At 45.5% G+C, this 24,021-nt stretch carries 16 protein-coding genes; 15 read left to right on the top strand and 1 reads right to left on the bottom strand.

The window, feature by feature from the left end; translation table 11 throughout:
* Nucleotides 1-11 precede the first annotated feature (11 nt).
* From AC0YN7_RS14185 to gyrA, 15 genes are all read left to right on the top strand, one after another.
* On the top strand, nucleotides 12-1,427 hold the full coding sequence (locus AC0YN7_RS14185) for an N-acetylmuramoyl-L-alanine amidase (protein WP_475810654.1): 1,416 nt from the start codon (nucleotides 12-14) through the stop codon (nucleotides 1,425-1,427).
* Between the two features lie 19 nt (nucleotides 1,428-1,446).
* Complete coding sequence (locus AC0YN7_RS14190) at nucleotides 1,447-1,998, top strand: GerMN domain-containing protein (protein WP_475810655.1); 552 nt, start codon at nucleotides 1,447-1,449, stop codon at nucleotides 1,996-1,998.
* A gap of 55 nt (nucleotides 1,999-2,053) precedes the next feature.
* Nucleotides 2,054-4,555 carry an S-layer homology domain-containing protein gene (locus AC0YN7_RS14195; RefSeq protein ID WP_475810656.1) on the top strand — a complete coding sequence of 834 codons (2,502 nt, stop codon included), beginning with the start codon at nucleotides 2,054-2,056 and terminating at the stop codon, nucleotides 4,553-4,555.
* Between the two features lie 140 nt (nucleotides 4,556-4,695).
* Entirely contained in the window at nucleotides 4,696-5,391 is a 696-nt protein-coding gene (gene nth, locus AC0YN7_RS14200; protein ID WP_475810657.1) for an endonuclease III, read from the top strand.
* 5 nt (nucleotides 5,392-5,396) lie between these two features.
* Complete coding sequence (locus AC0YN7_RS14205; protein ID WP_475810658.1) at nucleotides 5,397-5,669, top strand: NAD/NADP transhydrogenase alpha subunit; 273 nt, start codon at nucleotides 5,397-5,399, stop codon at nucleotides 5,667-5,669.
* Nucleotides 5,670-5,679: 10 nt separating this feature from the next.
* Nucleotides 5,680-9,366: a dynamin family protein gene (locus tag AC0YN7_RS14210; protein ID WP_475810659.1), complete on the top strand. Its 3,687-nt coding sequence runs from the start codon at nucleotides 5,680-5,682 to the stop codon at nucleotides 9,364-9,366.
* A 305-nt stretch (nucleotides 9,367-9,671) separates the two neighbouring features.
* On the top strand, nucleotides 9,672-11,459 hold the full coding sequence (locus AC0YN7_RS14215) for an ABC transporter ATP-binding protein (RefSeq protein ID WP_475810660.1): 1,788 nt from the start codon (nucleotides 9,672-9,674) through the stop codon (nucleotides 11,457-11,459).
* Nucleotides 11,456-13,279 (top strand): ABC transporter ATP-binding protein, encoded by a 1,824-nt coding sequence (locus AC0YN7_RS14220; RefSeq protein ID WP_475810661.1) that lies wholly within the window; start codon nucleotides 11,456-11,458, stop codon nucleotides 13,277-13,279. Before AC0YN7_RS14215 ends, AC0YN7_RS14220 begins: the two co-directional genes overlap by 4 nt.
* A gap of 139 nt (nucleotides 13,280-13,418) precedes the next feature.
* A complete protein-coding gene (gene purT, locus AC0YN7_RS14225; protein WP_475810662.1) occupies nucleotides 13,419-14,600 on the top strand; it encodes a formate-dependent phosphoribosylglycinamide formyltransferase in 1,182 nt (393 codons plus the stop codon).
* Between the two features lie 69 nt (nucleotides 14,601-14,669).
* Nucleotides 14,670-14,945 carry a YqkE family protein gene (locus AC0YN7_RS14230; protein WP_475810663.1) on the top strand — a complete coding sequence of 92 codons (276 nt, stop codon included), beginning with the start codon at nucleotides 14,670-14,672 and terminating at the stop codon, nucleotides 14,943-14,945.
* 1,473 nt (nucleotides 14,946-16,418) lie between these two features.
* Nucleotides 16,419-17,243 (top strand): GDSL-type esterase/lipase family protein, encoded by an 825-nt coding sequence (locus AC0YN7_RS14235; RefSeq protein WP_475810664.1) that lies wholly within the window; start codon nucleotides 16,419-16,421, stop codon nucleotides 17,241-17,243.
* A gap of 41 nt (nucleotides 17,244-17,284) precedes the next feature.
* Nucleotides 17,285-18,235, top strand: a complete 951-nt coding sequence (locus AC0YN7_RS14240; protein ID WP_475810665.1) for an ABC transporter ATP-binding protein — start codon at nucleotides 17,285-17,287, stop codon at nucleotides 18,233-18,235.
* Nucleotides 18,228-19,214 (top strand): ABC transporter permease, encoded by a 987-nt coding sequence (locus AC0YN7_RS14245; protein WP_475810666.1) that lies wholly within the window; start codon nucleotides 18,228-18,230, stop codon nucleotides 19,212-19,214. Before AC0YN7_RS14240 ends, AC0YN7_RS14245 begins: the two co-directional genes overlap by 8 nt.
* Nucleotides 19,215-19,260: 46 nt before the next feature.
* On the top strand, nucleotides 19,261-21,231 hold the full coding sequence (gene parE / locus AC0YN7_RS14250) for a DNA topoisomerase IV subunit B (protein WP_475810667.1): 1,971 nt from the start codon (nucleotides 19,261-19,263) through the stop codon (nucleotides 21,229-21,231).
* A gap of 12 nt (nucleotides 21,232-21,243) precedes the next feature.
* A complete protein-coding gene (gyrA, locus tag AC0YN7_RS14255) occupies nucleotides 21,244-23,706 on the top strand; it encodes a DNA gyrase subunit A (protein WP_475810668.1) in 2,463 nt (820 codons plus the stop codon).
* Here the strand turns inward: gyrA and AC0YN7_RS14260 are convergent.
* Entirely contained in the window at nucleotides 23,687-23,854 is a 168-nt protein-coding gene (locus AC0YN7_RS14260; protein ID WP_475810669.1) for a hypothetical protein, read from the bottom strand. The two genes, gyrA and AC0YN7_RS14260, sit on opposite strands and share 20 nt — an antisense overlap.
* Nucleotides 23,855-24,021 lie beyond the last annotated feature (167 nt).

The following is a 24,021-nucleotide window of genomic DNA, read 5'->3' on the forward strand; positions in this document are numbered from 1 at the left end:
CGAGGTGGGAAATGAAGAAATTTGTATCCATTATGTTGTTAATGTCGTTTTTTTTCACGATATTTGCATCAGTAGGACAAGCTGCAGAAGCAGTCGTCCCTAAGCTTTATTTGAATGGTCAATTGTTAAGTTCGAGTGTTAATCCGCAAATCACCAATAAGCGAGTTATTGTTCCAGTGCGGGTTATTACGGAAAGCTTAGGCTTTGATATCAAATGGGACAATGTGAACAGAACAGTCACAGTCAATAATGGCTATGATGTAATCAAACTGAAAATTAATGACAGCGTTGCTATTGTTAATGGGCAGCCCGTTAAGATGGATGCGCCAGCTACGATTCTAAAGGGAACGGGTACTACACTTGTTCCGATTCGCTTTGTCGGCGAACAATTCGGTTTGAAGTTCGAGTGGAAAGATGTTGAAAAGGAAGTACATATGTATCAAGAATCAGAGCCAGGAATACCAACGGACCCAGAAGAGCCTGTACCGCCAATTAAACCAGCAGGTGTGATTACTGCAGTAGAGTTTGACGGAATAAACACGATAACCATCAATTATGAGGGTATCGTTAAGGCTAACAAACCGTTCTACCTGGACAATCGCATTGTATTCGACTTTTCGGAAACAAATTTTTCGACTAGCCTGTCAGAGCTGTTCGTAGATGGGCAGGTAACTACTACGGTAACAGAGAATACATATTTAAAGAGCTATCGATACTCTTTATTTAAGAACGCTCCTCCAACAGCACGGCTCGTCTTAGATGCAGCTAAGGATACCGGTTATGTCATTACAGAGAGTGAGGGTCAATTTCAGATCAAATTGATGCCTGTAAATGAGGTTCCTGTTGATCCTAATTTGCCAGTAGATCCCACTATACCGCCTGTTGGCGAAAAAGTATTTCATATCGTGATCGATGCAGGACACGGAGGTTCAGATCCCGGCGCCAAAAGTGTATTGAATAAGTGGGAGAAAGAATTTAATTTGAGCATTGCTTTGAAGATGAAGGCTTTGCTTGATAAAGAGCCAAAAATCAAAGCTCATTTTACGAGAACAGGCGATACCTATCCTTCCTTAGGTGATCGTGTTGCCTTTGCGGAAAAAATGAAAGCAGATCTATTTATGTCTATTCATGCTAATAGCGCAGGCAGTTCTGTAACGGGTTCTGAAACCTATTATTATCGAGAAAACAGCAAAGAGTTTGCAAAGGTTGTGCATAAACATTTGATAGCTGCAACTGGAATTAAAGACCGTGGCGTAAAAACGGCAGCGTATAAAGTGATTAAAGAAACGACAATGCCCGCTATTCTTATCGAGGCAGGATTTCTCACCAACACATCTGACGCAAAAGTGCTTTTTAATGATGCCTCTCAAAATCGTATTGCCGCAGAGCTTGTTGCAGGAATTAAAGAATATTTAAAAGTGAAATAGAAAGCAGGTGTTCAGTGTAATGAAAAAATTCAACGCACGAGGGCTGCTTGCTGTCATCATTTTATCAGCAGTGCTTGCGGGGTGCGGCGCTCAGGATAAGCCGCGTGAACAAACAGGTAATGGAATTGAACAGCCCACCCCAACTCCTACTAATGAGGAGAAAGAAATTAAAGTTGAGCGTGAAGTCATTATTTATGCAGCGGATAGTGAAATGACCAAATCCGTTGAGCGAAAAGTGAATCTGATGTTTTTAGAAAATGAGCCAGAATTGGAAATTGTTAAAGCCACTTTGAATGAACTGCAAAAGGATGGAACGGAAGACGAAGTATCTGTATGGAAAGCCATACCAATCAATTCAGTTAAGCTGGATAACGGTCTCGTTACGATCGATATTCAATTGCCGGACGAAGCTCGCTTGGGAGCACCTGGTGAGGAGCTTGTTATTGAAACGATGAAGCAAACATTATTTCAATTTGAATTCGTTCAATCAATAGAGTTATTAGTAGATGGCGCTGCCGTTGAAACTTTAATGGGACATTTGGAGCTTGAGCATCCTTATACGAAGGAATAATCGTAAATGCTAGTTTAATAGTTTGCGAGATGAAACATTAGGAGGATTATGACTCATGCCATTTTATTTAACAAAAAATAAATTGATAGTAGGCGCCTTGGCGTTATCGCTAGTAACAGGAAGCGGAATGGTAGCGCCATCCGTTTCCAACGCCGTTTCAGCAGCACTGACAACTCCTTTTACAGATATAAACAAAGGTCATTGGGCGGAGAAGCATGTCGCAAAGCTGGCCCTTCAAGGGATCATTACAGGCTATGCGAAAGGGGATTCATTTGTATTTCTTCCTACGCAAAGCGTATCACAGGAAGAGGCGGTACTAATGGCGCTTCGATTCGCTGGGTTAGAGAAAAAAGCAGATCTAGATGCAATTATCGGGTTTCCAGACTCTTTTGTAGTTAATAATTTTTTCAAGCCTTATATTACTCTTGCTTTCTCAGAGGGATTACTGGATCAAACCGAGGAGTATGCGCTGGCAGCCAAAGATCCAAGCCAAGCATGGGGCAAACGTCCAGCTACTCGTGAATGGGTAACGAAGCTGATGATTCTTGCGATTGACAGAGAAGCGGATGCGGAACGGCTGCAAAATTCCGTCTCTTCTTTTGAGGACGCGAATGAAGTTGATGCTTTGTATAACGGCTATGTAAATGCGGCATCGGAATTGGGGCTAGTCAAAGGTGTGACGGACGTCAAGTTTGCTCCGAAAGCTAACGTGAACCGAGCGCAGCTTGCTACATTGTTCAGTCGTGCTGAGAAGCTGTTTCCAGTTGATTATGAAGGACAGTCAAAAGGCATCATTTCGAAAATTACGGATACATCCGTTACGGTATATAGCGAGAGCGACAAGAAGGAAACGACGTATTCAATCGATTCGTCAACGTTGTTTTATCATTACAACACAGAAGTGCCGATTACATTGGATCAGCTGTATAAATACGGCGATGTAACGGTTATTTCGAAAGAAGGCAAAGCGCTTTATGTGGAGCTAATGAGTGAGAATCGCGAGAGTGAGTATACGAAGACGATAACTGGCAAGCTGGGTCGTGTTATACCTGAAGAAAAGAAACTGTATGTATGGATTGGGAATGATCCTGTCGCTGTTTACTATGATGACTCCGTTGTAATCGTTGATGAGTCAGGAAATCCGCTTCTTCTAAGTGCTCTTAAAGCGGACAGTCAAGTTAGCATCGTGCAGGATACGTTTAGAGAATCACCATATGCGATTAAAATTGTGGGTACGGTTGAAGCGCCTGTAACCTCGGTGAAAGGAAGCTTCATAAGTGCTGATAAAAAGCTTGTTACGATTAAGGACGGCACTTCATTAATATCGAAGTTTTTTGCAAATGATGTAATAGTTGAGATTGAAGGCATGAAGGTTGCAACGATTTCGGATCTTCTTAATGACGATCAGGTAGAATTAACGCTGAATGCTACGGATCAAGTTACGAAAGTTAAAGTGACGAACCGTAATGTGAAGCAAATAGCGGGAGCACAAATTGCTAGTTACGTTAAGGACAAAAAACTGCTCACTATACTTGATGAAACTGGCGGGGCACCTCAAGCTTTGTTTTTTAACGACAGAACAAAAATCGAATATGGGGGAAGCATAATTCCGCTTTCTTCTGCAGAAAACTTGCTGGTAATGCCAAATCGTAAAGTTATTATTTCCTATACGGGAAATACGATAGTTTCTCTTGAGTTTTTAACAAAATATACGGGTACTCTAGTGTCGCTCAATTCGTATGGCAATTTAATTGGGCTGCAGCTGAATGGCGGTACTGTTATTTATTTGCCTTATAATACCGCTTTTGTTGATATTGCTGGGGCCACCACTACTCCAACTTTCAGTGATTTGAAAATAGGAAGTACGTTGACGTTGCAATTGAATGAGAAGCAAGAGCAAGTGGCGACAATACGCGTCCATTCAAGCGCCCAGTACGAGGTAGTATCGTTTGATACTTCTAAAAGCAAGCTTCTTCTAAAGGATACTGCAGCTAAGACTGTTGAGCTTTCGGTATCAGGAGCGGAGCTATTGAGCCAAGCTGGCACAAAGCTAACACTTAATCAATTTGTGCCGGGAACAATTGTTAATGTGTCTTACGTTGGTAAGCAACCTGCAGCCATTCAAGTTGTAGACGTTACTTACGGCAAGGTTCAAACGATTACCGAAAGCAGTGTTACTGTCAACGATTTGTCAGGTAAAGCAGTAACTTATACATCTGGCGAAGGTTTTGATATTTTTAAAGGAACAAACCAAGGTACAGCAACAAGCTTGCTGTCAGTTGGCGATTATGTAGAAGTTGCACAGTCAGGTACTAGCAAGACACGTATAACAGCAGCACTTCCGGAAAGTCGAGTATTTACGAGCTACAATACGAAAGAGGGTCAAGTAAGGACGGAACAGTTGTCAGGCACGGATAGCGGTTATTATCTCAAAGTAACTGCAGACACTAAAATTACGCATAATGGAAAAATGATCGTACCTACCCAACTAAAAACAGGCGATAATCTTATCGTCTATCGCTTTAAAAACAAAGTGATTGAAATCGTAAAGCTGTAAAGTAGGAGCAAGATATCTATATTTTGTGAAAAAACTGCCCTTTTGGGCAGTTTTTTTTTAGAATGTGCTAGATTACGGTTGCGAAGCGTGACAAATTTCGCTACACTTTGAACGATAGTGTTTGTTTAGGGGAGAGGACGATGATTGCGAAACAGAAAATGCGTCATGTACTGGACATTATGGCTGACATGTTTCCAGACGCGCACTGCGAGCTAAACCACAGTAATCCGTTCGAGCTTACGATAGCGGTTTTGCTGTCTGCGCAATGTACGGATGAAACGGTTAATAAGGTGACGGCTACGTTATTTGAAAAATATAAACGGCCTGAGCATTATTTAGAGGTTCCGCTCGAAGAGCTTGAACAGGATATTCGCCGCATTGGATTGTTTCGTAGTAAAGCGTCTAATATTCAAAAGCTATGCCGCATAGTAATTGATAAATATGACGGGGAAGTGCCTGCGAGTCACGAGGGGCTAACTGAGCTGCCTGGCGTAGGCCGAAAAACAGCGAATGTGGTGATGTCAAATGCATTCGGCGTTCCGGCAATCGCGGTTGATACTCATGTTGATCGTGTATCTAAGCGGTTAGGCTTCGCGAAGCCTGACGATAATGTACTTGAGGTTGAAAAGAAGCTTATGAAGCTAGTTCCGCGTGAGGAATGGACATTAACACACCATAGACTCATATTTTTCGGTCGCTACCATTGCAAGGCACAAAACCCGCAGTGTCCGATATGTCCGCTGCTTGATTTGTGCAAAGAAGGAAAACAACGTATGAAGTCAGGCAGTACAACAAAAAATAAGAGTACAAAAAAGAAAATAGCCAATGAAGGATGATGAACATGAACTGTATTTCCGTGTACACTAACAATTTTGAACTTTTTTCCGATATTTACGAGCAGGTGCTTGAGTCACCACCACAAGAGAATGAGGATATAGTAGTAGAGGGCATTACTGTTAGCGGCTCCGGCGACGTGCCTGAGCAATACATCGAGCGTATGCGTGTTAAACCAGAAGTTGTCGTGATGAGAGACAAAGAACGGAAAATTATGATTTTGCAACACGGCAATGTTTTTGAAATTTGCTTGCCGTCTGATGAAGAGGAAGCCGTTTAAGGAGTGCAAGATGACAGAACTAACAGTGCAAAGCATAGCAGGGGCTATATTCGATGCAGCTGGCGCAATGTCGGCTGCCGGAGATCATAAACATGCAAAGCAAGCACAGGAGCTGGACAGTAAGCTGACCGAAGGTCGGCTTACTGTTGCTTTTTGTGGACATTTTTCTGCTGGGAAATCAACTTTGATCAATCGGCTTTGCGGAGCGAAGCTGCTCCCATCAAGTCCGATTCCAACAAGCGCCAACGTTGTTTCAATTAGAGGCGGTGAACGGGCCTATGCGGCTGTTGAGACTGTGAAGGATGGAACATTCTCTAAAGCCGAAGTGCCTATTGACGAGCTTGATCGCTATTGTGTAGATGGAGAACAATTCACCTCGGTGTCTATCGTCTATCCGAGTGAGGTATTAGGAAATCATACCGTATTATTAGACACGCCTGGTATTGATTCAACCGACGATGCGCATCGTATGGCGACGGAATCCGCGCTTCATCTTGCCGATGTCGTGTTTTATGTGATGGATTATAATCATGTGCAATCTGAAATCAACTTCTCATTTGCGAAGCAGCTGAAAGATTGGGGCAAGCCCTTATACTTTATCGTTAATCAAATTGATAAGCATCGTGACCGCGAGTTATCCTTCGCAAGCTATCGTCAAAGCGTGGAAGATGCGTTTCATGCGTGGCACTTGGAGCCTGCCGGGATCGTATATTTGTCGATGCGTGAGCCGGAGCATCCTCATCAGGAATGGGAGCAGCTGCTCGAGCTGCTGGATAAGCTGCAGCAGCTTCGCAAGCCTCTTTGCGCGTACAGCGTGGATGCTTCTCTGCGCCATTTGGTCACGGGTCATTTGAAGTGGGTCGAGCAGCAGGATGAGCCAGAGCGTGAACGATTACTGGCGGAAGCCGGCGGCGAAGAAGCGGCGGCACTAGTAACGCAGGAAATGAGCCGTTTAACATCACATATTAGAAAACTGGAAGAAGATACTGAGGTTTATCGAGGGGAGCTGCGCAAGGAGCTTCAATCTTTACTCGATAATGCGAATATAACGCCAGCCGCATTACGCGACTTGGCGCAATCCTTTCTTGAAAGTCGCAAGGCTGGTTTTAAATCTGGTCTGCTTTTTGCAGGTGCGAAGACAGCTGCTGAGCAGGAGCGTCGCTTGAACGCGTTCCGCGAGGAGCTGAACAGCTTAATTAGCGCTTCCATTGATTGGCATGTGAAGCATTTGCTGCGTGAAGCGGCAGAGCGTATCGGCTATGACGGAGAGCAGCTGGAAGAACAGCTGGCGCAGCAATTGACGTGGCTGCCGGAGGCTGAATGGCTCGTGGAACGAGTTAAGGCAGGTGCCGTCATCGGAAATGAATATACGATGACGTACAGCCGCGACCTAGCCGCGGATGTGAAGGGTGAATATCGCAAGCGAGCGCTTGAGCTGATCGATGCGCTGGCGGCGCATGCAGCTGCGGCAAGCGCAGCAGCCGCAGTGGAAGCACAGGCACAGCTCGCGGCGCTTCGCGCGCAGGCTGGCGCTCTTGGTGCGCTTTCCGCGCAAGCGGAGCGCGCGGCTGCGCATGCGGCGCAGCTGCGCTCGGCGCTGCCGGAGGCACCGGCAAGGCCGGCTTTGCCAGCGCCGAGCGCAGCTGGCGGGGCTGCGGCTCTTGCAGCGGCGGCGGCGGGAGCCGCTGAGGCTGGCGCAGCCAGCGCACTTGCGGGTGCGGCGGCAGATGCCGCACCGAGCAAAGCGGGCGCCGCGGGTACCGGCACCAGCGCCGGCGCCGCGCGCAGCAAGCTCGCTGGCGGAGCAGCGCTCGCGCAGCAGCACAGCGCGGCAGCGCGCTTAGCTAGCGCCGCGGAGCTGCTGGCTCCGCACGCGGCTCTGGCCGCTGCTGCGCAAGCGATGCGCGACAAGGCAAAGCGGCTGCAGGACAGCCGCTTCACCATCGCGTTATTCGGCGCCTTCAGCGCCGGCAAATCATCGCTCGCGAACGCGCTGATCGGTGAGCCGGTATTGCCCGTCTCACCGAATCCGACTACCGCGGCGATCAACCGTCTCGTGCCCCCTACGGCGGAGCACGGACATGGCACGGCGCGCATCGTTATGAAATCGCGCGACGCAATTATAGATGACCTGCGCTATTCCTTAGCGCTGCTCGGAGAGAACGCCGCGTCCGATCATTTGCCGGACGCAACAGCGCTTATGCGGGCAATTGACCGTCTCACGCCGGATTCAATCGGCGCTGGCGGCCGCCCGCACTTCAGCTTCCTGCGCGCAGCTCGCGCAGGCTGGTCAGAACACGAGCCGCTGCTAGGTCAGCATCTATCGGTTGATCAAGCGGAATATGAGCGCTACGTAGCAGAGGAGTCTCGCTCATGCTTCGTAAGCGAGATTGACCTGCATTATGATTGCGATTTAACGGCTCAAGGTATTGTACTGGTGGATACGCCAGGCGCGGATTCCGTAAATGCTAGACATACAGGAGTCGCCTTTAACTATATCAAAAACGCTGACGCCGTATTGTTCGTTACTTATTACAACCATGCCTTCTCGCAGGCCGATCGGCAGTTTCTGATGCAGCTTGGCCGCGTGAAGGATCAATTTGAGCTGGATAAAATGTTTTTCCTCGTAAATGCGGCTGATTTGGCGGCCGATCAAGAGGAGCTTGAAGGGGTATTGAAGCATGTTGAAGACAATTTGCTTCAACATGCGATTCGTAAACCGCGTCTTTTCCCAATCTCCAGCTTGCAGGCGCTTGATGGTAAGCTAGCAGGCGACGAGGAGTTGAAGAAGCAATCAGGTATTGATGCATTTGAGCAATCCTTCCTATCCTTTATTCAGAACGATCTTGGTCGCCTGGCTATTGAAGCAGCTGAGCAGGATCTACAGCGTGCTGCTTCTACAGTATCAGGATGGCTGAAGAGCGCAGAGGGAGACGCCGCTTCGAAGGAAGCGGAGCTAGGAGAGCTAATGCTGGCTTCTAGTGCGGGACGAAAAGATATTGATGAGCTCAAAGCGAGTCTCTTTACAGAGCAGCTGAAGCAAGAGCTGAGCGAGCTGTTATATTATGTTGTGCAGCGGATTCAATATCGATTTGGCGAGTTTTATAATTTTGCCTTCAACCCAGCGTCGCTGCAGGATGACGGACGAGATTTGCGCAAAATGATTTGGACCTCATGGCTGGAGCTGCAGCGGCTTGTCCAGCAGGAGCTGCTGCAAGAGCTGCTCGCCACGTCTCTGCGTATGGAGCGCGGGCTTCATACGCAGCTGAAGAAGCAATATGACAGCTGTGCGCTTCGACTTGAGTCTGCAATCGCATCATATGGCGCTGTACCTTACGCAGCTGCTGATCTACAGACACCGGAAGAGCCTGCAGCTTGGGAAGCGGATCGGATTGATGCGAAATGGCTGTGGAGTCGGTTCAAATCTCCTCGCCATTTCTTTGAGGGTGATGGAAAGGGCGTGCTTCGCAAAGATCTCGATGCTGCGCTTGCGCCTTCATTGAACGGCTGGATGGCCGAGCAGACTCATCTATGGACAGAGATATATGAGCAAATTTGGCAGTCTGCGGCTGAACAGGCAGCAGATCGCTTGTTAAATGATATGCTCGCTTTCGTGGATGGCAAGAGCAGCACGTTAACGGGCAGCGCAAATTCTGATGAGCTCAAACAACTTTATAACCAGCTGATTAATCTCTAATTTTTATTAAATGACGAGGTTATAATCGCATTTATAGCTGAATGCTTTTGCAGTACGTCTAACGTTCTGCAGAAGCATTTTTTTATTTTGTGTGCTCATATGCAAAAATGAAATAAATGGATCATATACGACACATTTAGCACCAATAAGGAGCAATTAGGAGTAATTATGCTTTCTCCTTCTCGTATTGGCTTAATAAGGGAGTTTAATCACATATACGCATTTTTATACTGTTTGCTCCTCCTAACCGATGCTGATAATATTCACTTCATACTTATAAAATAGATTTGGGGAGATGTTCGTACTTGGACGTGTTAAGGCAATTGAAAGCATTTTATTGGGCGGAAAGGAAGTTTCTTTTTTCCTCCATACTGTGCTTAATGTGCGCGACAGCGCTCGGTCTTGTTTATCCGAATTTGTTGCGGTACCTGATTGATGATGTGATCTACCCTGAAAAATTCGAACTTGTACCTGCGCTCGCTTTTACTGTAGTAGGAGTTGTTTCGTTTAAAGGCTTTATGCAATTTTTACACGGATTTTTTGGAAGCAGGCTTGGAAACCGTGTAGCGTTTCGTATGCGCAATGCTCTATACGATAAGCTACAGACGTTATCTTACCAGTACTATGATAAAGCGAAAACAGGCGATTTGATGTCTCGATTGACCGCGGATTTGGAAGCGTGCCGCAACTTTATCGGCTTTGGGTTTGCCCAGATTTTGAACATGGTGCTCATGGTCGTGTTCGGAGGAGCGATGATGCTTTCGATACATTGGCAGCTGACCTTGATTACGCTAGTGACCATTCCTTTATTAGGCTTTGCGGCAATGCGATTTGAACGCAATATTCATCCAGCATTTCGAGAAATGCGTCAAGCAATGAGTAATTTAACAACTGCCGTTCAAGAAAATATTACAGGCGTGCGAACTGTCAAATCGTTTGCTCGTGAATCGCATGAAGTAACAAAGTTTTCTGTGCGCAGTGAGGCTTATCAAAACAATCAGGTTGGCGCCGCGAAGATTTGGGCTAAATTTTTTCCTTTTATGGAGCTTGTAGCTAACTTGAGCGCTGTCATCCTGCTTGTAGCCGGCGGTATTCTCGTAATAAACGACTCGTTAAAGCTAGGTGAGTTCGTCGCGTTTTTCAGTTTAATTTGGTATATTATTGGTCCGATGTGGGGACTAGGGTTCCATATCAATAACTATACTCAGTTCAAAGCTTCGGGCGAACGGGTATTGGGTCTATTAAATGAATATGTACATGTGAAAAATTCGGAGGACGCTGTGGTAGTAAGCAGTAAGACATCGAAGGGGCATATCCGTTTTGAGAAAGTCACCTTCAGCTATCCGGATAAATCGCCAGCGCTTACTAACGTCAGTATTGACGCACCTGCGGGTACGGTAATCGGCATGCTGGGTGCTACCGGATCTGGTAAATCAACGATTATTCAATTGCTGATGCGGGCGTACAATGTGAAGGAAGGAAGCATTAAGCTAGACGGAATTGATATACGCGATTTGGATGTTCAAAGTCTCCGCCGCCTTATTGCGCCAGTGTTCCAGGAAACCTTCTTGTTCTCAGCATCAATCCGGGACAATATCGCCTTTGGTGTCCGCGATGTAACGGATGAGCAAATTTATAAAGCTGCAAGTCTCGCGAAAGCACATGACTTCATTATGGAGCTGCCGCTTGGCTATGATACGATCGTTGGAGAAAGAGGTATGGGCTTGTCTGGCGGTCAGAAGCAGCGTATTGCCATTGCGAGAGCATTAATCAAAAATCCGCGTATTCTTGTTTTGGATGATGCGACAAGCGCGGTTGATATGGAAACTGAGCATGAAATTCAAGCAGGCTTCAAGGAGCTTATGGCTGGCCGCACAACGTTTATTATTGCCCACCGAATATCTTCTTTGCGTCATGCGGACGAAATTATTGTTTTGGATAAGGGATATATTGTACAGCGCGGCAGTCATGCTGAACTGATTAAGCAGCAAGGTCCATACCGAGATACGTATAACATTCAATATGCTGACTACCCGCTTGACGATGCTGTAGTTGTCCAAGCGAACGATCGGAAAGGAAGTACCTCACAATGAGTACCAGCGCGAAAACCAAAGCTACCAACAAAAACGAACGGTTCGTCTACCAGGATGATGAGTTGATTGAAAAGCCGTTTAACTGGGGACAGCTCCGCCGATTGTTTACGTATATGAAGCCTTACAAGAAAGAGCTCATGCCGGTCATCTTTATGATGATTCTTGGAACATTAACTCGGCTCGGCGTTCCGGCGCTCGTCATATTGGCGATCGACGAGGCAATTGCTCCTGAGAATGGGCAGACCAGCATACCTAAGCTGTTGATCATCTCCGCAATTATGCTTTTATTATACGTCGTACAATGGGCCTCCAATGCGTATCGAATCAAATATACGAATATTATTGGTCAAAAGGTCATTTACGATTTGCGCAACCATCTGTTCCAGCATATTCAGAAGCTCTCATTCCGGTTCTACGATAAAAGACCGGCTGGATCAGTGTTAGTTCGTGTCACAAATGACGTGAACGCGCTGCAAGACCTATTCACGAATGGAGTCGTCAACTTGCTGATGGACTGCGTTCAGCTGTTCGGTATCGTCATTATTTTGCTTGTATGGAACTTTAATCTGGGTATCGCAGTTATGATCACTGTACCGCTTATGTTCCTTGTATCGACGACATTGCGCAAACGAATTCGCTTTGCTTGGCAGGAAGTTCGAATGAAGCAGTCCCGAATCAACGCTCACTTGAATGAAAGTATTCAAGGGATGAAGGTCACACAAGCGTATGTGCAAGAAAATGATAATATGAGCTTTTTCAACCAAATGAATACGGATAATGTTAAGACGTGGAATAAAGCGTCAGCGCTAAATCAGACATTTGGTCCGGTTATAGAAATAACTTCGGCAGTCGGAACATTTATTTTGTTCTGGTACGGTGCTTATCTGATTCAAAATGATATTATAACAGTCGGCCTATTAGTCGGTTATGCCAATTACATCGGGAACTTCTGGGATCCAATTAACCGTTTAGGCCAAATGTATTCCCAGCTGCTTATTGCAATGGCATCATCGGAGCGTATTTTCGAATTTATCGATGAAGAGCCTACTGTCGGAGAAAAAACTACTGCGAAGTCATTGCCGTCTATTAAAGGCGCTGTGAAATTTGACTCGATCGTCTTCGAATATGAGCCAGGCAGACCCGCTCTTAAAGGGATCACCATTGATGTTAAAGCGGGTCAGTCTATAGCGCTTGTAGGTCATACGGGATCAGGTAAAAGTACAATCATTAATTTGCTTTGCCGGTTTTATGATCCTGTTCAGGGCCGCGTGTTAATTGATGGAATCGATATTCGCGATGTCACGATTGAGAGCCTGCGTTCACAGGTCGGCATCGTACTGCAGGATACTTTTATTTTCGCAGGAACGATTCGTGACAACATCCGTTACGGAAGGCTGGATGCAACGGATGCGGAGGTTGTTAAGGCTGCGCAAGCCGTTCACGCGCATGAGTACATTATGAGCTTGCCGGATGGTTACGATACACAGGTTGAGGAGCGAGGCAACATTCTTTCGATGGGGCAACGCCAGCTGCTATCCTTCGCCCGCGCTTTGCTGGCTGATCCGCAAATTTTGATCTTGGATGAAGCGACAGCAAGTATAGACACGGAAACAGAGCTCAAAATTCAAGAGGCGTTGAAAATTTTGCTGGCAGGCCGCACATCATTCATGATCGCGCACCGTTTGTCTACGATCCGTCACGCCGATGAAATCATTGTGCTTGATCATGGTGTAATCGTCGAACAGGGTAATCATGAATCATTGATCGCTCACAAAGGTGTTTATAATGGGCTAATTGAAGCGCAATATCGTTTTTTATAACAGCATAATTTTTTAAAATAGTTGATTTTTGCTTGAGGAACCTCCACAATGGAAGAAAAAAACGAACCGAATCGATTATTCTCGCCAATAATGGCAACGAACAACGAAACGGCTTGCTTCCAGGAGGTTCTCTTTTTTTATGTATGGATCACCATTAACTCAGTATGCTCGCAAAATATTGTTACTAGGCTCAGGTGAACTGGGTAAAGAGGTTGTGCTTGAAGCACAGCGGTTAGGTGTTGAGACGATTGCTGTCGATCGCTATGAGAATGCGCCTGCTATGCAGGTTGCACATCGCAGTTATGTCGCGGATATGCTTGATGGAGCGGCTATTCGTCGTATTATTGAGAAGGAAAGACCGGATCTTATCGTGCCTGAAATTGAAGCAATCGCGACAGAAACGCTTTTGGAGCTGGAGCAGGAAGGTCATCAGGTCATTCCGACTGCGAGAGCAGCACGCCTTACGATGGACCGTGAAGGTATTCGTCGATTAGCCGCGGAAACTTTAGGTTTGCCTACGGCTCCATATCGATTTGCGGATACGCAAGACGAATTGAGACAGGCTGCAATAGAGCTAGGATTTCCATGTGTAATAAAGCCGATTATGAGCTCATCTGGCAAAGGTCAAAGTGTTTGTCGTTCCGAAGCAGAGGTTGAAGCTTGCTGGAATTATGCGATGGAAGGCGGGCGAGCGAAGAAGACAAGAATAATAGTCGAAGGCTTCGTAACATTTGAGTCAGAAATTACTCTGTTAACTGTACGATCAGTATCCGGTACAAGCTATTGTGCACCAATTGGTCATGTCCAGAAGGACGGAGATTATATCGAATCCTGGCAGCCGCATGAGATGACCGAGCAGCAAATTGCACAAGCTGAGGCAATCGCTCTGAAAATTACGGAGGAACTGGGCGGCTTCGGTATCTATGGCGTAGAGCTGTTTATTACGAATGATGGCGTGCTGTTCAGTGAGGTTTCGCCTCGGCCGCATGATACAGGTATGGTGACGATGGCGACACAGGATTTATCTGAATTTGCGCTCCATGTTCGCGCTATTCTAGGCTTTCCGATTCCAACTATACGTCTGTTGACGCCTGGTGCTTCACACACCTTGAAAGCAGATAGAGAGTATAAAGACTTCCGCATCGGCGGCATAGAGCAGGCGCTGTCTGTGCCTGACACGCAAGTTCGAGTATTCGGCAAGCCTGAGACGAAGGCAGGCCGTAGAATGGCCGTTGCGCTTAGTTCTGCGGCAAATGTAGAACAAGCGCGTGAAACAGCTCGTATAGCGGCTGAAGCTTTGTATATAGAATACAATAATTAATTAATCGATAGTTATAAAAAGATCTAACTCTCTCTATTGAATAAAGCTCTAAGTCTGGAGGTATACGAAATGAGCAAAAAACGGAAGCAAGCTGCTGCTTCTGCAGCTAAAGCGTCTTCGAAGTCTGAACAGGGTAATCCTGTATTGCTTAATGAGCTGCTTAGCGCGGATATCGTCAGTAAACTGAAGGCTAAAGCAGAGGAAATGAAGCAGGAGGAAGCGACGCGGAAGGAAGAGCTTCGAAAGCAGGAAGAGGACAAAAAAAAGCAGGAACAAAAACGATTGGAAAATGACTTCGCTTATCTATTAGATAACAGTGATCCAAGCTGGTCCAAGCATAAGTAGATCAACATTAATAATAGCGTGCTTTTTAATAAAAACGGACATCCAGCTGCTTATAGGCTTGGATGTCCGTTTTTGTATAACTAATTTATGTTCATGTAGTATCAATTAAGTAATTAAGATCATATTTAGCTTCATGTTTAGCTTCATGTTTAGCTTCAAGTTTAGCTTCAAGTTTAGTTTCATATTTAAGTTCATTATTAAGCTCATGTTTCAGTTCCTGTATTTAGGCTCAATCTAAAAATCAATACTTGATTTTACTAAACCCTAAGAGGACGGTGCTAGGCACCCTTACCATCATTCTATTTTAACGCATGTAAAGTGCTATATGGTGGTTTAGAATGGATATTGTACATTCAAACGTCTTATTTTTCATGTTTTAATGTGTTTGAATGGAAAATATACAATCAAATAGGTCGTTAGAAGCTATTTATCCGCATAACAGGCGATTAGCCTGTATGATTTACAGTCTGGGACAAAGACAACGTTTATGAAGTAGATTTGATTGTATAAAATACAGTCAAATTCGACAGAGCAGAGCAGAACAGAGCAGAGCAGAGCAGAACAGAACAGAGAAGAAGAGCAGAACAGGACAGAGTAGAGCAGAACAGAGCAGAACAGAGCAGAACAAGACAGAGTAGAGCAGGATAGAGCGGGATAGAGCAGGATAGAGCTGGATAGAGCAAAACAGGACAGGACAGAGCAGAGCAGAACAGAGCAGAACAGAGCAGAACAGGATAGAGTGGAGCAGAACAGAGCAGAACAAGACAGAGCAGAGCATAGCAGAGCATAGCAGAGCAGAGCAGAACAGTGCAGAACAGAGCAGGACAGAGTAGAGCAGAACAGAACAGAGCAGAGCAGAGCAGAGCAGAGTAGAGTAGAGTTGAGTAGAAAAGTACAATAGAGTACTGTGGAGTAGGTAGATCTCACTTTCTGTCAAACGCTGAACTTTAGGAAGAGCCTATAATTAATTTATATTTTAAAGGGTGTATTTGAGTAAATGTATTAATTATTATGATCTAGGCTTTAGTTTAAGCTCGAAATTCATGCAAGACTTACCTGAAGAGTTATATACAGCTAGACTTGGCATGGTGCTAGTTTTAAATCCAAAAGCTTTACAGCCTTTTGGTGATTTTGGGTCCCAAGTAACATGAAAATACTGGCATTTCATACAATCCACGCGTTCATTACCACTCATAATAATCCCTCTTTTGAAAGAATAAATAAAATAAGGCTCGACCTCGAACACATCACTTGATTAAAACACAGTTTTCGTTTGCGTTCAACTTCATTTAGCTGCATTCAACTAAATCCTTGCTTAATGCGATTCGTCTAAACTTTCTAAAAGTGTAGTAGTCGAGTTTGTATATTCATCTATTTTAGCGGATCATACATAAATTCCATCATTCTGCAAAACATGCTAACATCAATTATTTTGGCGATACGGAGATTGCTGATAGGTAAGGAGTCAAGCTGATGAACAGTTTTCGTACAAGTTGGAATGCTTTGATGATTGTCTCGATATGCGCGACAGCGGTGTTATTGCTTGGATTCGGCTGGGCGGTTAAGGATATGCTGCTTCCTGATTTGGACCAGATGAATCAAGTAGAGAAGGTGGAGGATGTCAACAAACCATCCGCGGGCAACTTGAAGGAAGCGTCGGAAATCCGGATTGTCGCGCTAGGTGACTCCCTCACGAAGGGAACGGGAGACACGACAGGAGAAGGCTATGTAAAGATGGTCGCAAAAGGTCTGCGGACCGAGCTGAATAAGCCGGTACGGGTGCTGAATAATTTAGCTATAAACGGTATGCGCGCAGATGAACTTGCAGATCGTTTGCACAATGATAATGGCTTCAAATATGCGATAAAACAGGCAAATTTAATTCTTCTTACAATCGGCGGAAACGATTTATTTCATTCTGCGCGCGCTAAGAATGCTGGAAAGAAGCTCACAGCAACCACTATAACGAGCTTATCGATCGAGCTGCCAAAGGCATTAAATAGCTTTAAACAAGTGTTAGCCGAGCTGCACCATATTAATGAAAACGCCAAAATCGTTTACGTTGGTTTATACAATCCATTTTATGATATTGAAGCGCTAAGGAGCGGCAGTCTTGAGGTGCAGCAATGGAATAAAGAATCGTATGCTATGCTTCACACCTATCCGAACATGATGATGATTCCCACCTTTGATTTGTTTGAAGGGAAAATTACCGACTATTTGTCAGACGATCATTTTCATCCTAATCACCTAGGCTATGAGCGAATAGCTGCTCGAATTATTGAATCCTTATATTAGAATGCTTATTAATGAGTTAATTGGGAAGTGAGGAAGCTTATATGGAAAATGTTCTTGCTGTCAATCGATTGCACAAAAAAATAAGAGGGAAAACCATAATCCATGACATTAGCTTTGAAGTAAGAGCAGGAGAAATATTCGGCTTCCTCGGTCCGAATGGCTCAGGCAAAACAACGACGATTCGTATGCTTGTCGATCTAATTAAACCAACTTCAGGCGAGGTGCGGATATGTGGAAATCATGTACAGAAAGAGCCTGAAAAGGCGCTTCGACATGTAGGTTGTATTGTTGAGAATCCTGAAGCGTATACGTATTTGACTGGTTGGGAAAATCTTGAATATTTTGCGCGCATGCTTGTAGGGATAGACGAGGCCCGCATTCATGAGGTTGTACGTATCGTAGGGCTTGAAGATCGTATCCACGATAAAGTGAGAACATACTCGCTCGGTATGCGTCAACGCCTTGGTATCGGACAAGCGCTGCTTGGCAAGCCAAGTTTGCTCATTCTAGATGAGCCGACAAATGGGCTTGATCCAAAAGGAATTAAGGAGCTTAGAGAGTTTGTAAGGCAGTTGGCTGAGGAAGGATTATGTATCTTCATATCGAGCCACCTGCTCAGTGAAATACAGCTAATGTGCGATCGAGTAGCTATCATTAATGGTGGTCGTTTGCTTGCTGAGGGAAAGGTAATCGATTTAATCAAGAATTCAAGTGGATATGTGATTTGGGAGCTGGACCAAACCAAATCAGGTAAGCAGCTGCTGGCTGCGAATCAAGGAATTGAAATTGTAGATCGTAACGCTAGCCATGTTGACGAAATCTTATTAGCCGATAAGCAGGACGCCATAATAACTACAATGCCAGCCGAAAATATTCCAAAGATCGTAAAGCAGCTTGTCGATTCTCAAATAGGCGTATTATCCGTACAACAAGTAGCGCCTACGCTGGAAGAGCTGTTTTTGACGTTGACGGAGGGTGAAGCGTTTGGCTAATATATTACCGCTCATCCAGAATGAAATGCTTAAAATTTGGAAAAAGAAACGATTTTTTGTTATCATTCTCCTATTGGCTGCGCTTATTCCAATATTTTGTTATGCCGAGCTGAAGGTATATCAGAATAATGCGGTTAAATTTTCAGATTGGCGCAATCAGGTGCTGCAGCAAATAACGGATTTGGAAAATACGCTGTCAAGCGACCGGATTCCCGAGGAATGGAAACGAAGCAGACGTATAGCCGTACAGCAGCTGCACTATTATTTGGACCATGATGTAAATCCGAATGATCCGAACGGTGTAACATTTACTCGCAGCTTTCTAGATAATTCGGTTACTTTGTTTATTCCTTTGCTCGTACTGGCTCTTGGATCGGATATGGTATCAGGCGAGCGATCATCAGGGACAATCAAAATGCTGCTTACGAGACCGATTAGACGGTGGAAAATATTGCTTAGCAAGCTGATTGCACTTTGTTTATATGTATCACTGACAGTTCTGTCGACTGTGCTGCTATGTTATATTATTTCAGGCATGTATTTCGGTTATGAAGGATGGTTCGTTCCGGTATTTACAGGGTTTCGAATTATAGGCGCGACGTTCGACAGCTCGAACGTGCATTCGGTTCCGCAATGGTTATATGTTATAATGCAATCGGGCTTAGCTTGGTACGCGGCCATTATTATCGCGCTTCTTGCCTTTATGGTATCCGTCCTTGTTCGCAGTACAGCTGCAAGCATGGTGACGATGATGGCTGCTGTTATTACAGGAACTATTTTGTCAGGAATGTCTTCTTCTTGGACAAGCGCTAAATATTTGTTCGCGGTTAACCTGAAATTGACCAGCTATTTGGACGGATCGCCACCGCCGATTGAAGGAATGTCATTACCTTTTTCCCTTGCTGTGCTAGCGATTTGGGGAATTGGCGCGCTGGTCGTTTCCTTTGGTGTCTTTACGAAACAGGACATCTTGAATTAAAATAGCTTGAAGATAGGGAAACGTGAACACAGATTGGGGGGCGCTCATGTCAGAGCAAATCGATTTTTTAGCAAATTCAGCGGCTACAGACCGAAATTATGAGGCCGATGATATACAAGTACTAGAAGGATTAACTGCAGTACGTAAAAGACCAGGTATGTACATAGGCAGCACAAGCAGCTCTGGGCTGCATCATTTGGTGTGGGAAATTGTCGATAATGCCGTGGACGAGCACTTGGCAAAGTTTTGTACAGCAATCGAAGTATTGCTGCATAAGAACGGAGCAGTTACGGTTCATGATAATGGCCGGGGGATACCGACGGGTATGCATAAGACCGGTATACCGACTCCACAGGTTGTATTTACAATTTTGCATGCGGGCGGTAAGTTTGGCGGCGGGGGATACAAGAAATCCGGAGGCTTGCACGGCGTAGGGGCATCCGTTACCAATGCGTTGTCTGAGTGGCTGGAAGTAGATATTTACCGTGAAGGTAAAATTCATAGACAACGATTCGAATATTGGATCGATGAAGCGGGCAAGGAGCATGTTGGTGAACCAGTGCGCGGGCTCGAGGTTATCGGTACAACTAATCGTACGGGAACGAAGGTTACTTTCAAGCCGGATGCCCGCGTGTTCCAGAGCGGTACGAATTTAAGCTACGATACGCTGGCAGAGCGATTGCAGGAAATTGCTTTTCTGAATTCCGGTCTGAAAGTGTCGATTAAAGACGATCGCAGCGGCAAGCAGGATGTATTCCACTATGAGGGCGGAGCGCGTCAATTCGTTCAATTTTTGAATGATGACAAGACCGTACTGCATGATGTTATTCATTTCACCGGCGATCGGGACGATATTGAGGTTGAAGTCGCACTGCAATACAATGACGGATACACCGAGACGATTGCTTCTTTCGTTAACTCAATTCCTACACGCGGAGGCGGTACGCACGAGACCGGCTTCAAGACGGCATATACACGCGTAATGAATGACTATGCCCGTAAATCGGCTATGCTCAAGGAAAAGGACAAAAACCTTGAAGGCAACGATTTGCGTGAAGGTATGATGGTCGTAATTAATATAAAAATGTCTGAGGTTGAATTCGTCGGACAGACGAAGGATCAGCTTGGCAGCGCATCCGCGCGAAGTACGGTCGATGCGATCGTTACAGAGAAAATGCAGGTGTTTCTAGAGGAGAATCCGCAGGTAGCGCAAATGCTGCTGAAGAAATCACTGCAGGCTTCTAAAGCGCGCGAGGCAGCTCGCAAAGCGCGTGAAGAAATTCGCAGCGGCAAGAAGAAGAGCGAAAGCTCTAATCTGAATGGCAAGCTCACGCCAGCCCAATCGAAGGATACTTCCCGTACAGAGCTATTTATCGTAGAGGGTGATTCTGCCGGCGGCTCCGCGAAGCAAGGTCGAGATTCCAAATATCAAGCGATTTTACCACTTAAGGGCAAGCCAATGAATCCTGAGAAGGCGAAGCTTGCCGATATATTGAAAAACGACGAATATAAAGCCATTATTTCCGCTATTGGCGCGGGAGTCGGGCCAGAATTTGTTGCGGAGGAATGCAATTATAATAAAATTGTCATTATGACCGATGCGGATACAGACGGAGCGCATATTCAGGTACTTCTTTTAACCTTTTTCTATCGTTATATGAAGCCGCTAATAGACTCGGGCAGAGTCTTTATTGCACAACCGCCATTGTATAAAATATCCCGCAAATCCGGTAAGCTGGAAACATTCCGTTACGCATTTACGGACGAGCAGCTGCAAAATTACTTGAAGGAATTCGGCAAAAACTATGAGCTTCAGCGTTATAAAGGACTGGGTGAGATGAATCCCGAGCAGCTATGGGAAACTACAATGAACCCGGAAACGCGTATTTTTCTACAGGTTCAAATCGAGGATGCAGCTAAAGCTGAACGCAGAGTGTCGACGCTCATGGGAGATAAGGTCGATCCGCGTAAACGGTGGATTGTTGAAAATGTCGACTTTATGGAATATGAGGAATAGGGGGAATTCTGCATGAGTATACTGGAACAATTTTTGCCGGCGTTTCTGGAAGAGGTCGTGGGAGACCGCTTCGGACGTTATTCGAAGTATATAATTCAGGATCGCGCGATTCCTGATGTACGTGACGGCTTAAAGCCGGTGCAACGACGTATTCTATACGCGATGTATGATTCTGGAAACACGCCGGACAAACCATATCGCAAATCAGCCAAAACCGTCGGAGATGTAATGGGTAATTATCACCCGCATGGCGATTCATCGATTTATGAAGGTATGGTAAGAATGGCTCAGCCTTGGAAAATGGGGCATACGCTTGTTGATGGACATGGAAACTGGGGATCGCAGGATGATGATCCGGCTGCTGCTATGAGGTACACGGAAGCACGCTTGTCGCCTATCGCGATGGAGCTGCTTCGTGATATCGAGAAGCGAACGGTGCTTTTCAAAGATAACTTCGATAATTCGACGAAAGAGCCTGTTGTGCTACCGTCGAGATATCCTAATCTGCTCGTAAACGGTACCAGCGGCATCTCTGCGGGGTTTGCAACTGAAATACCTCCCCATAATCTACGTGAGGTGATTGACGCCTGTATCGCGCTTATGGGAAGCCCTGAGCTGCCGCTTGAGGAGCTTATGAAGTATGTTAAAGGTCCAGACTTTCCGACAAGCGGCCTTATTATGGGTGAGGAAGGTATCCGTGACGCCTACGCTACTGGCAAAGGACGTATCTATATTCGTTCGAAAACAGTTATTGAAGATATGAGGGGCGGCAGACAGCAGCTCGTAATAACTGAAATCCCTTATCAGGTTGTCAAGTCTCGGCTTGTAACGGCTATGGAGAACATACGGTTAGAGAAAAAGGTCGAAGGCATTGCAGAGGTTCGCGACGAGAGCGGACGCAATGGTCTTCGCATAGTCGTGGAATTCAAGAAGGAAGCGGATGCGCAAGGCATTCTTGCTTACTTGCTGAAGAAGACGGATTTGCAGGTAGCTTACAACTTCAATATGGTAGCTATCGTTAACAAAACACCAATGCAGCTTGGTTTGAAGGATATTTTAGCCGCATATATTGAGCATCAGAAGGAAGTCGTTACTTTCCGAACGAAATACGATCTTGAGAAAGCCGAGGATCGCGCTCATGTAGTGGAAGGTCTCGTTAAGGCTCTTAATTTGCTCGATGAGGTTATTGCGACGATTAAGGCTTCTAAGAACCGTGCCGATGCGCAGGATAATTTAGTCGCGAAGTTTGACTTTACACCCCGTCAAGCAGACGCGATACTAACCTTGCAGCTGTATAGACTAACGAACCTTGAGATTACAACGCTTGAGAAAGAGCTCAAGGAAATGATGAAGCGGATTGCTTACTTGAGATCCATTTTGGATAGCGAGAAGAAGCTGCTTGGCGTCATCAAGGATGAACTGCTCGAAATCCGCACGAAATACGGCATTGACCGTCGATCGGATATTCGTGGTGAAGTAGAAGAGCTGAAGGTTAATCTTGAAGTGCTTGTTACCCCTGAGGATGTGCTCGTAACTTTAAGCGATGACGGTTACGTGAAGCGGACAAGCATGCTGTCCTTCACCAGATCGGGAGGAGAGCAGCAAAACGCAGGTGTGAAGGAAGGCGATTTCGTCCGCGAGCTTTTGGCGGTTAACACGATCGACAACCTATTGCTGTTCACTCGCAAGGGACAGTATTACTTATTGCCTGTCCATCAAATTCCGGAATTTAAGTGGAAGGATACAGGAACAGCTGTCGTTAACGTAATCCCAATGCCTAAGGACGACTCCATCGTAAGCGTCATTCCAATTCGCGACATCTCTGCTTCAACTGCATCGCTAGTGTTCGTAACGAAGCGAGGTCAAGTGAAGCGAACGGAGCTTAAGGAATATGCAACGACTAGGTCAACTGCAATCGCCGCATGCAAAGTTGCGGAAGGTGATGAAGTCGTTCAAGTAGCGGTGAGTGACGGTACGAAGCAAATTTTACTTGTGACTAAGCTAGGAATGAGTATCCGATTTGCTGAGAACGAAGTGAATACGATGGGTAAAGTCGCAACTGGTGTCAGAGGTATTCAGTTGAAGGACGGTGACGAGATAATCGCCGCGGAGTGGGTTGCCGACGATGAAGGCGAAATTGTTGTCATTACGGATATTGGCTACGCTAAACGATCTTTGCTGCTTGATTATCCGATCCAGGGAAGAGGCGGCAAGGGCGTTCAAACGTTCGAGTTCAAGGAAGGCAAGAGGGTTAAACCAAATGGAGCGGCTCTCGTTGCCGCATATTATTGCAAGGATGAGAAAGAGATCATTGCCATTACATCATCTGGAGCTAAGCTTTCTGCGAGTTCTGAGAAAGCGCCAATTGAAGAGCGCAAAGCGATTGGTAAACTTATCTTCCCAGTTGAGAAGAATGATATCATTACAAGCACGCTTGTACGCTCACACACGGATGTTAGTCAAAAGGCCGATTAGGCGGATCGAAACGCTCAATAACTTCCAATATCGCATCTAGCATAACCCACAATGGAACCGGCTCATCTGGGCGGTCTAACCATTGTGGGTCTTTTATAATGCCGTACGCTTTTATTTTTTGGATAATTGCCGCTTTACGTTCGTCCATTTCAATCACGCCCCTTAAAAGTTTACGCAGCAAATTTACATTGAAAGCATGAGCGTAGGCACTGGAAAGAGATATAGCGCTGGGCTTTCGCCTCATTGTATGTCTAACTCTGTCAAAATGTTCACTATTGTATCGATTAATATCGCAAATTATTAATTGTATTAATC

It is taken from the genome of Paenibacillus sp. J31R122 (genome assembly GCF_056269185.1).

What these genes read in the sequence shown, in the direction of transcription:
- parE (WP_475810667.1), top strand. Translation starts at nt 19,261, where the DNA reads ATGTCAGAGCAAATCGATTTTTTAGCAAATTCAGCGGCTACAGACCGA.
- AC0YN7_RS14230 (WP_475810663.1), top strand. Translation starts at nt 14,670, where the DNA reads ATGAGCAAAAAACGGAAGCAAGCTGCTGCTTCTGCAGCTAAAGCGTCT.
- AC0YN7_RS14235 (WP_475810664.1), top strand. Translation starts at nt 16,419, where the DNA reads ATGAACAGTTTTCGTACAAGTTGGAATGCTTTGATGATTGTCTCGATA.
- AC0YN7_RS14220 (WP_475810661.1), top strand. Translation starts at nt 11,456, where the DNA reads ATGAGTACCAGCGCGAAAACCAAAGCTACCAACAAAAACGAACGGTTC.
- AC0YN7_RS14240 (WP_475810665.1), top strand. Translation starts at nt 17,285, where the DNA reads ATGGAAAATGTTCTTGCTGTCAATCGATTGCACAAAAAAATAAGAGGG.
- nth (WP_475810657.1), top strand. Translation starts at nt 4,696, where the DNA reads ATGATTGCGAAACAGAAAATGCGTCATGTACTGGACATTATGGCTGAC.
- AC0YN7_RS14195 (WP_475810656.1), top strand. Translation starts at nt 2,054, where the DNA reads ATGCCATTTTATTTAACAAAAAATAAATTGATAGTAGGCGCCTTGGCG.
- AC0YN7_RS14205 (WP_475810658.1), top strand. Translation starts at nt 5,397, where the DNA reads ATGAACTGTATTTCCGTGTACACTAACAATTTTGAACTTTTTTCCGAT.
- AC0YN7_RS14210 (WP_475810659.1), top strand. Translation starts at nt 5,680, where the DNA reads ATGACAGAACTAACAGTGCAAAGCATAGCAGGGGCTATATTCGATGCA.
- AC0YN7_RS14260 (WP_475810669.1), bottom strand. Translation starts at nt 23,854, where the DNA reads ATGGACGAACGTAAAGCGGCAATTATCCAAAAAATAAAAGCGTACGGC.
- purT (WP_475810662.1), top strand. Translation starts at nt 13,419, where the DNA reads ATGTATGGATCACCATTAACTCAGTATGCTCGCAAAATATTGTTACTA.
- AC0YN7_RS14190 (WP_475810655.1), top strand. Translation starts at nt 1,447, where the DNA reads ATGAAAAAATTCAACGCACGAGGGCTGCTTGCTGTCATCATTTTATCA.
- gyrA (WP_475810668.1), top strand. Translation starts at nt 21,244, where the DNA reads ATGAGTATACTGGAACAATTTTTGCCGGCGTTTCTGGAAGAGGTCGTG.
- AC0YN7_RS14185 (WP_475810654.1), top strand. Translation starts at nt 12, where the DNA reads ATGAAGAAATTTGTATCCATTATGTTGTTAATGTCGTTTTTTTTCACG.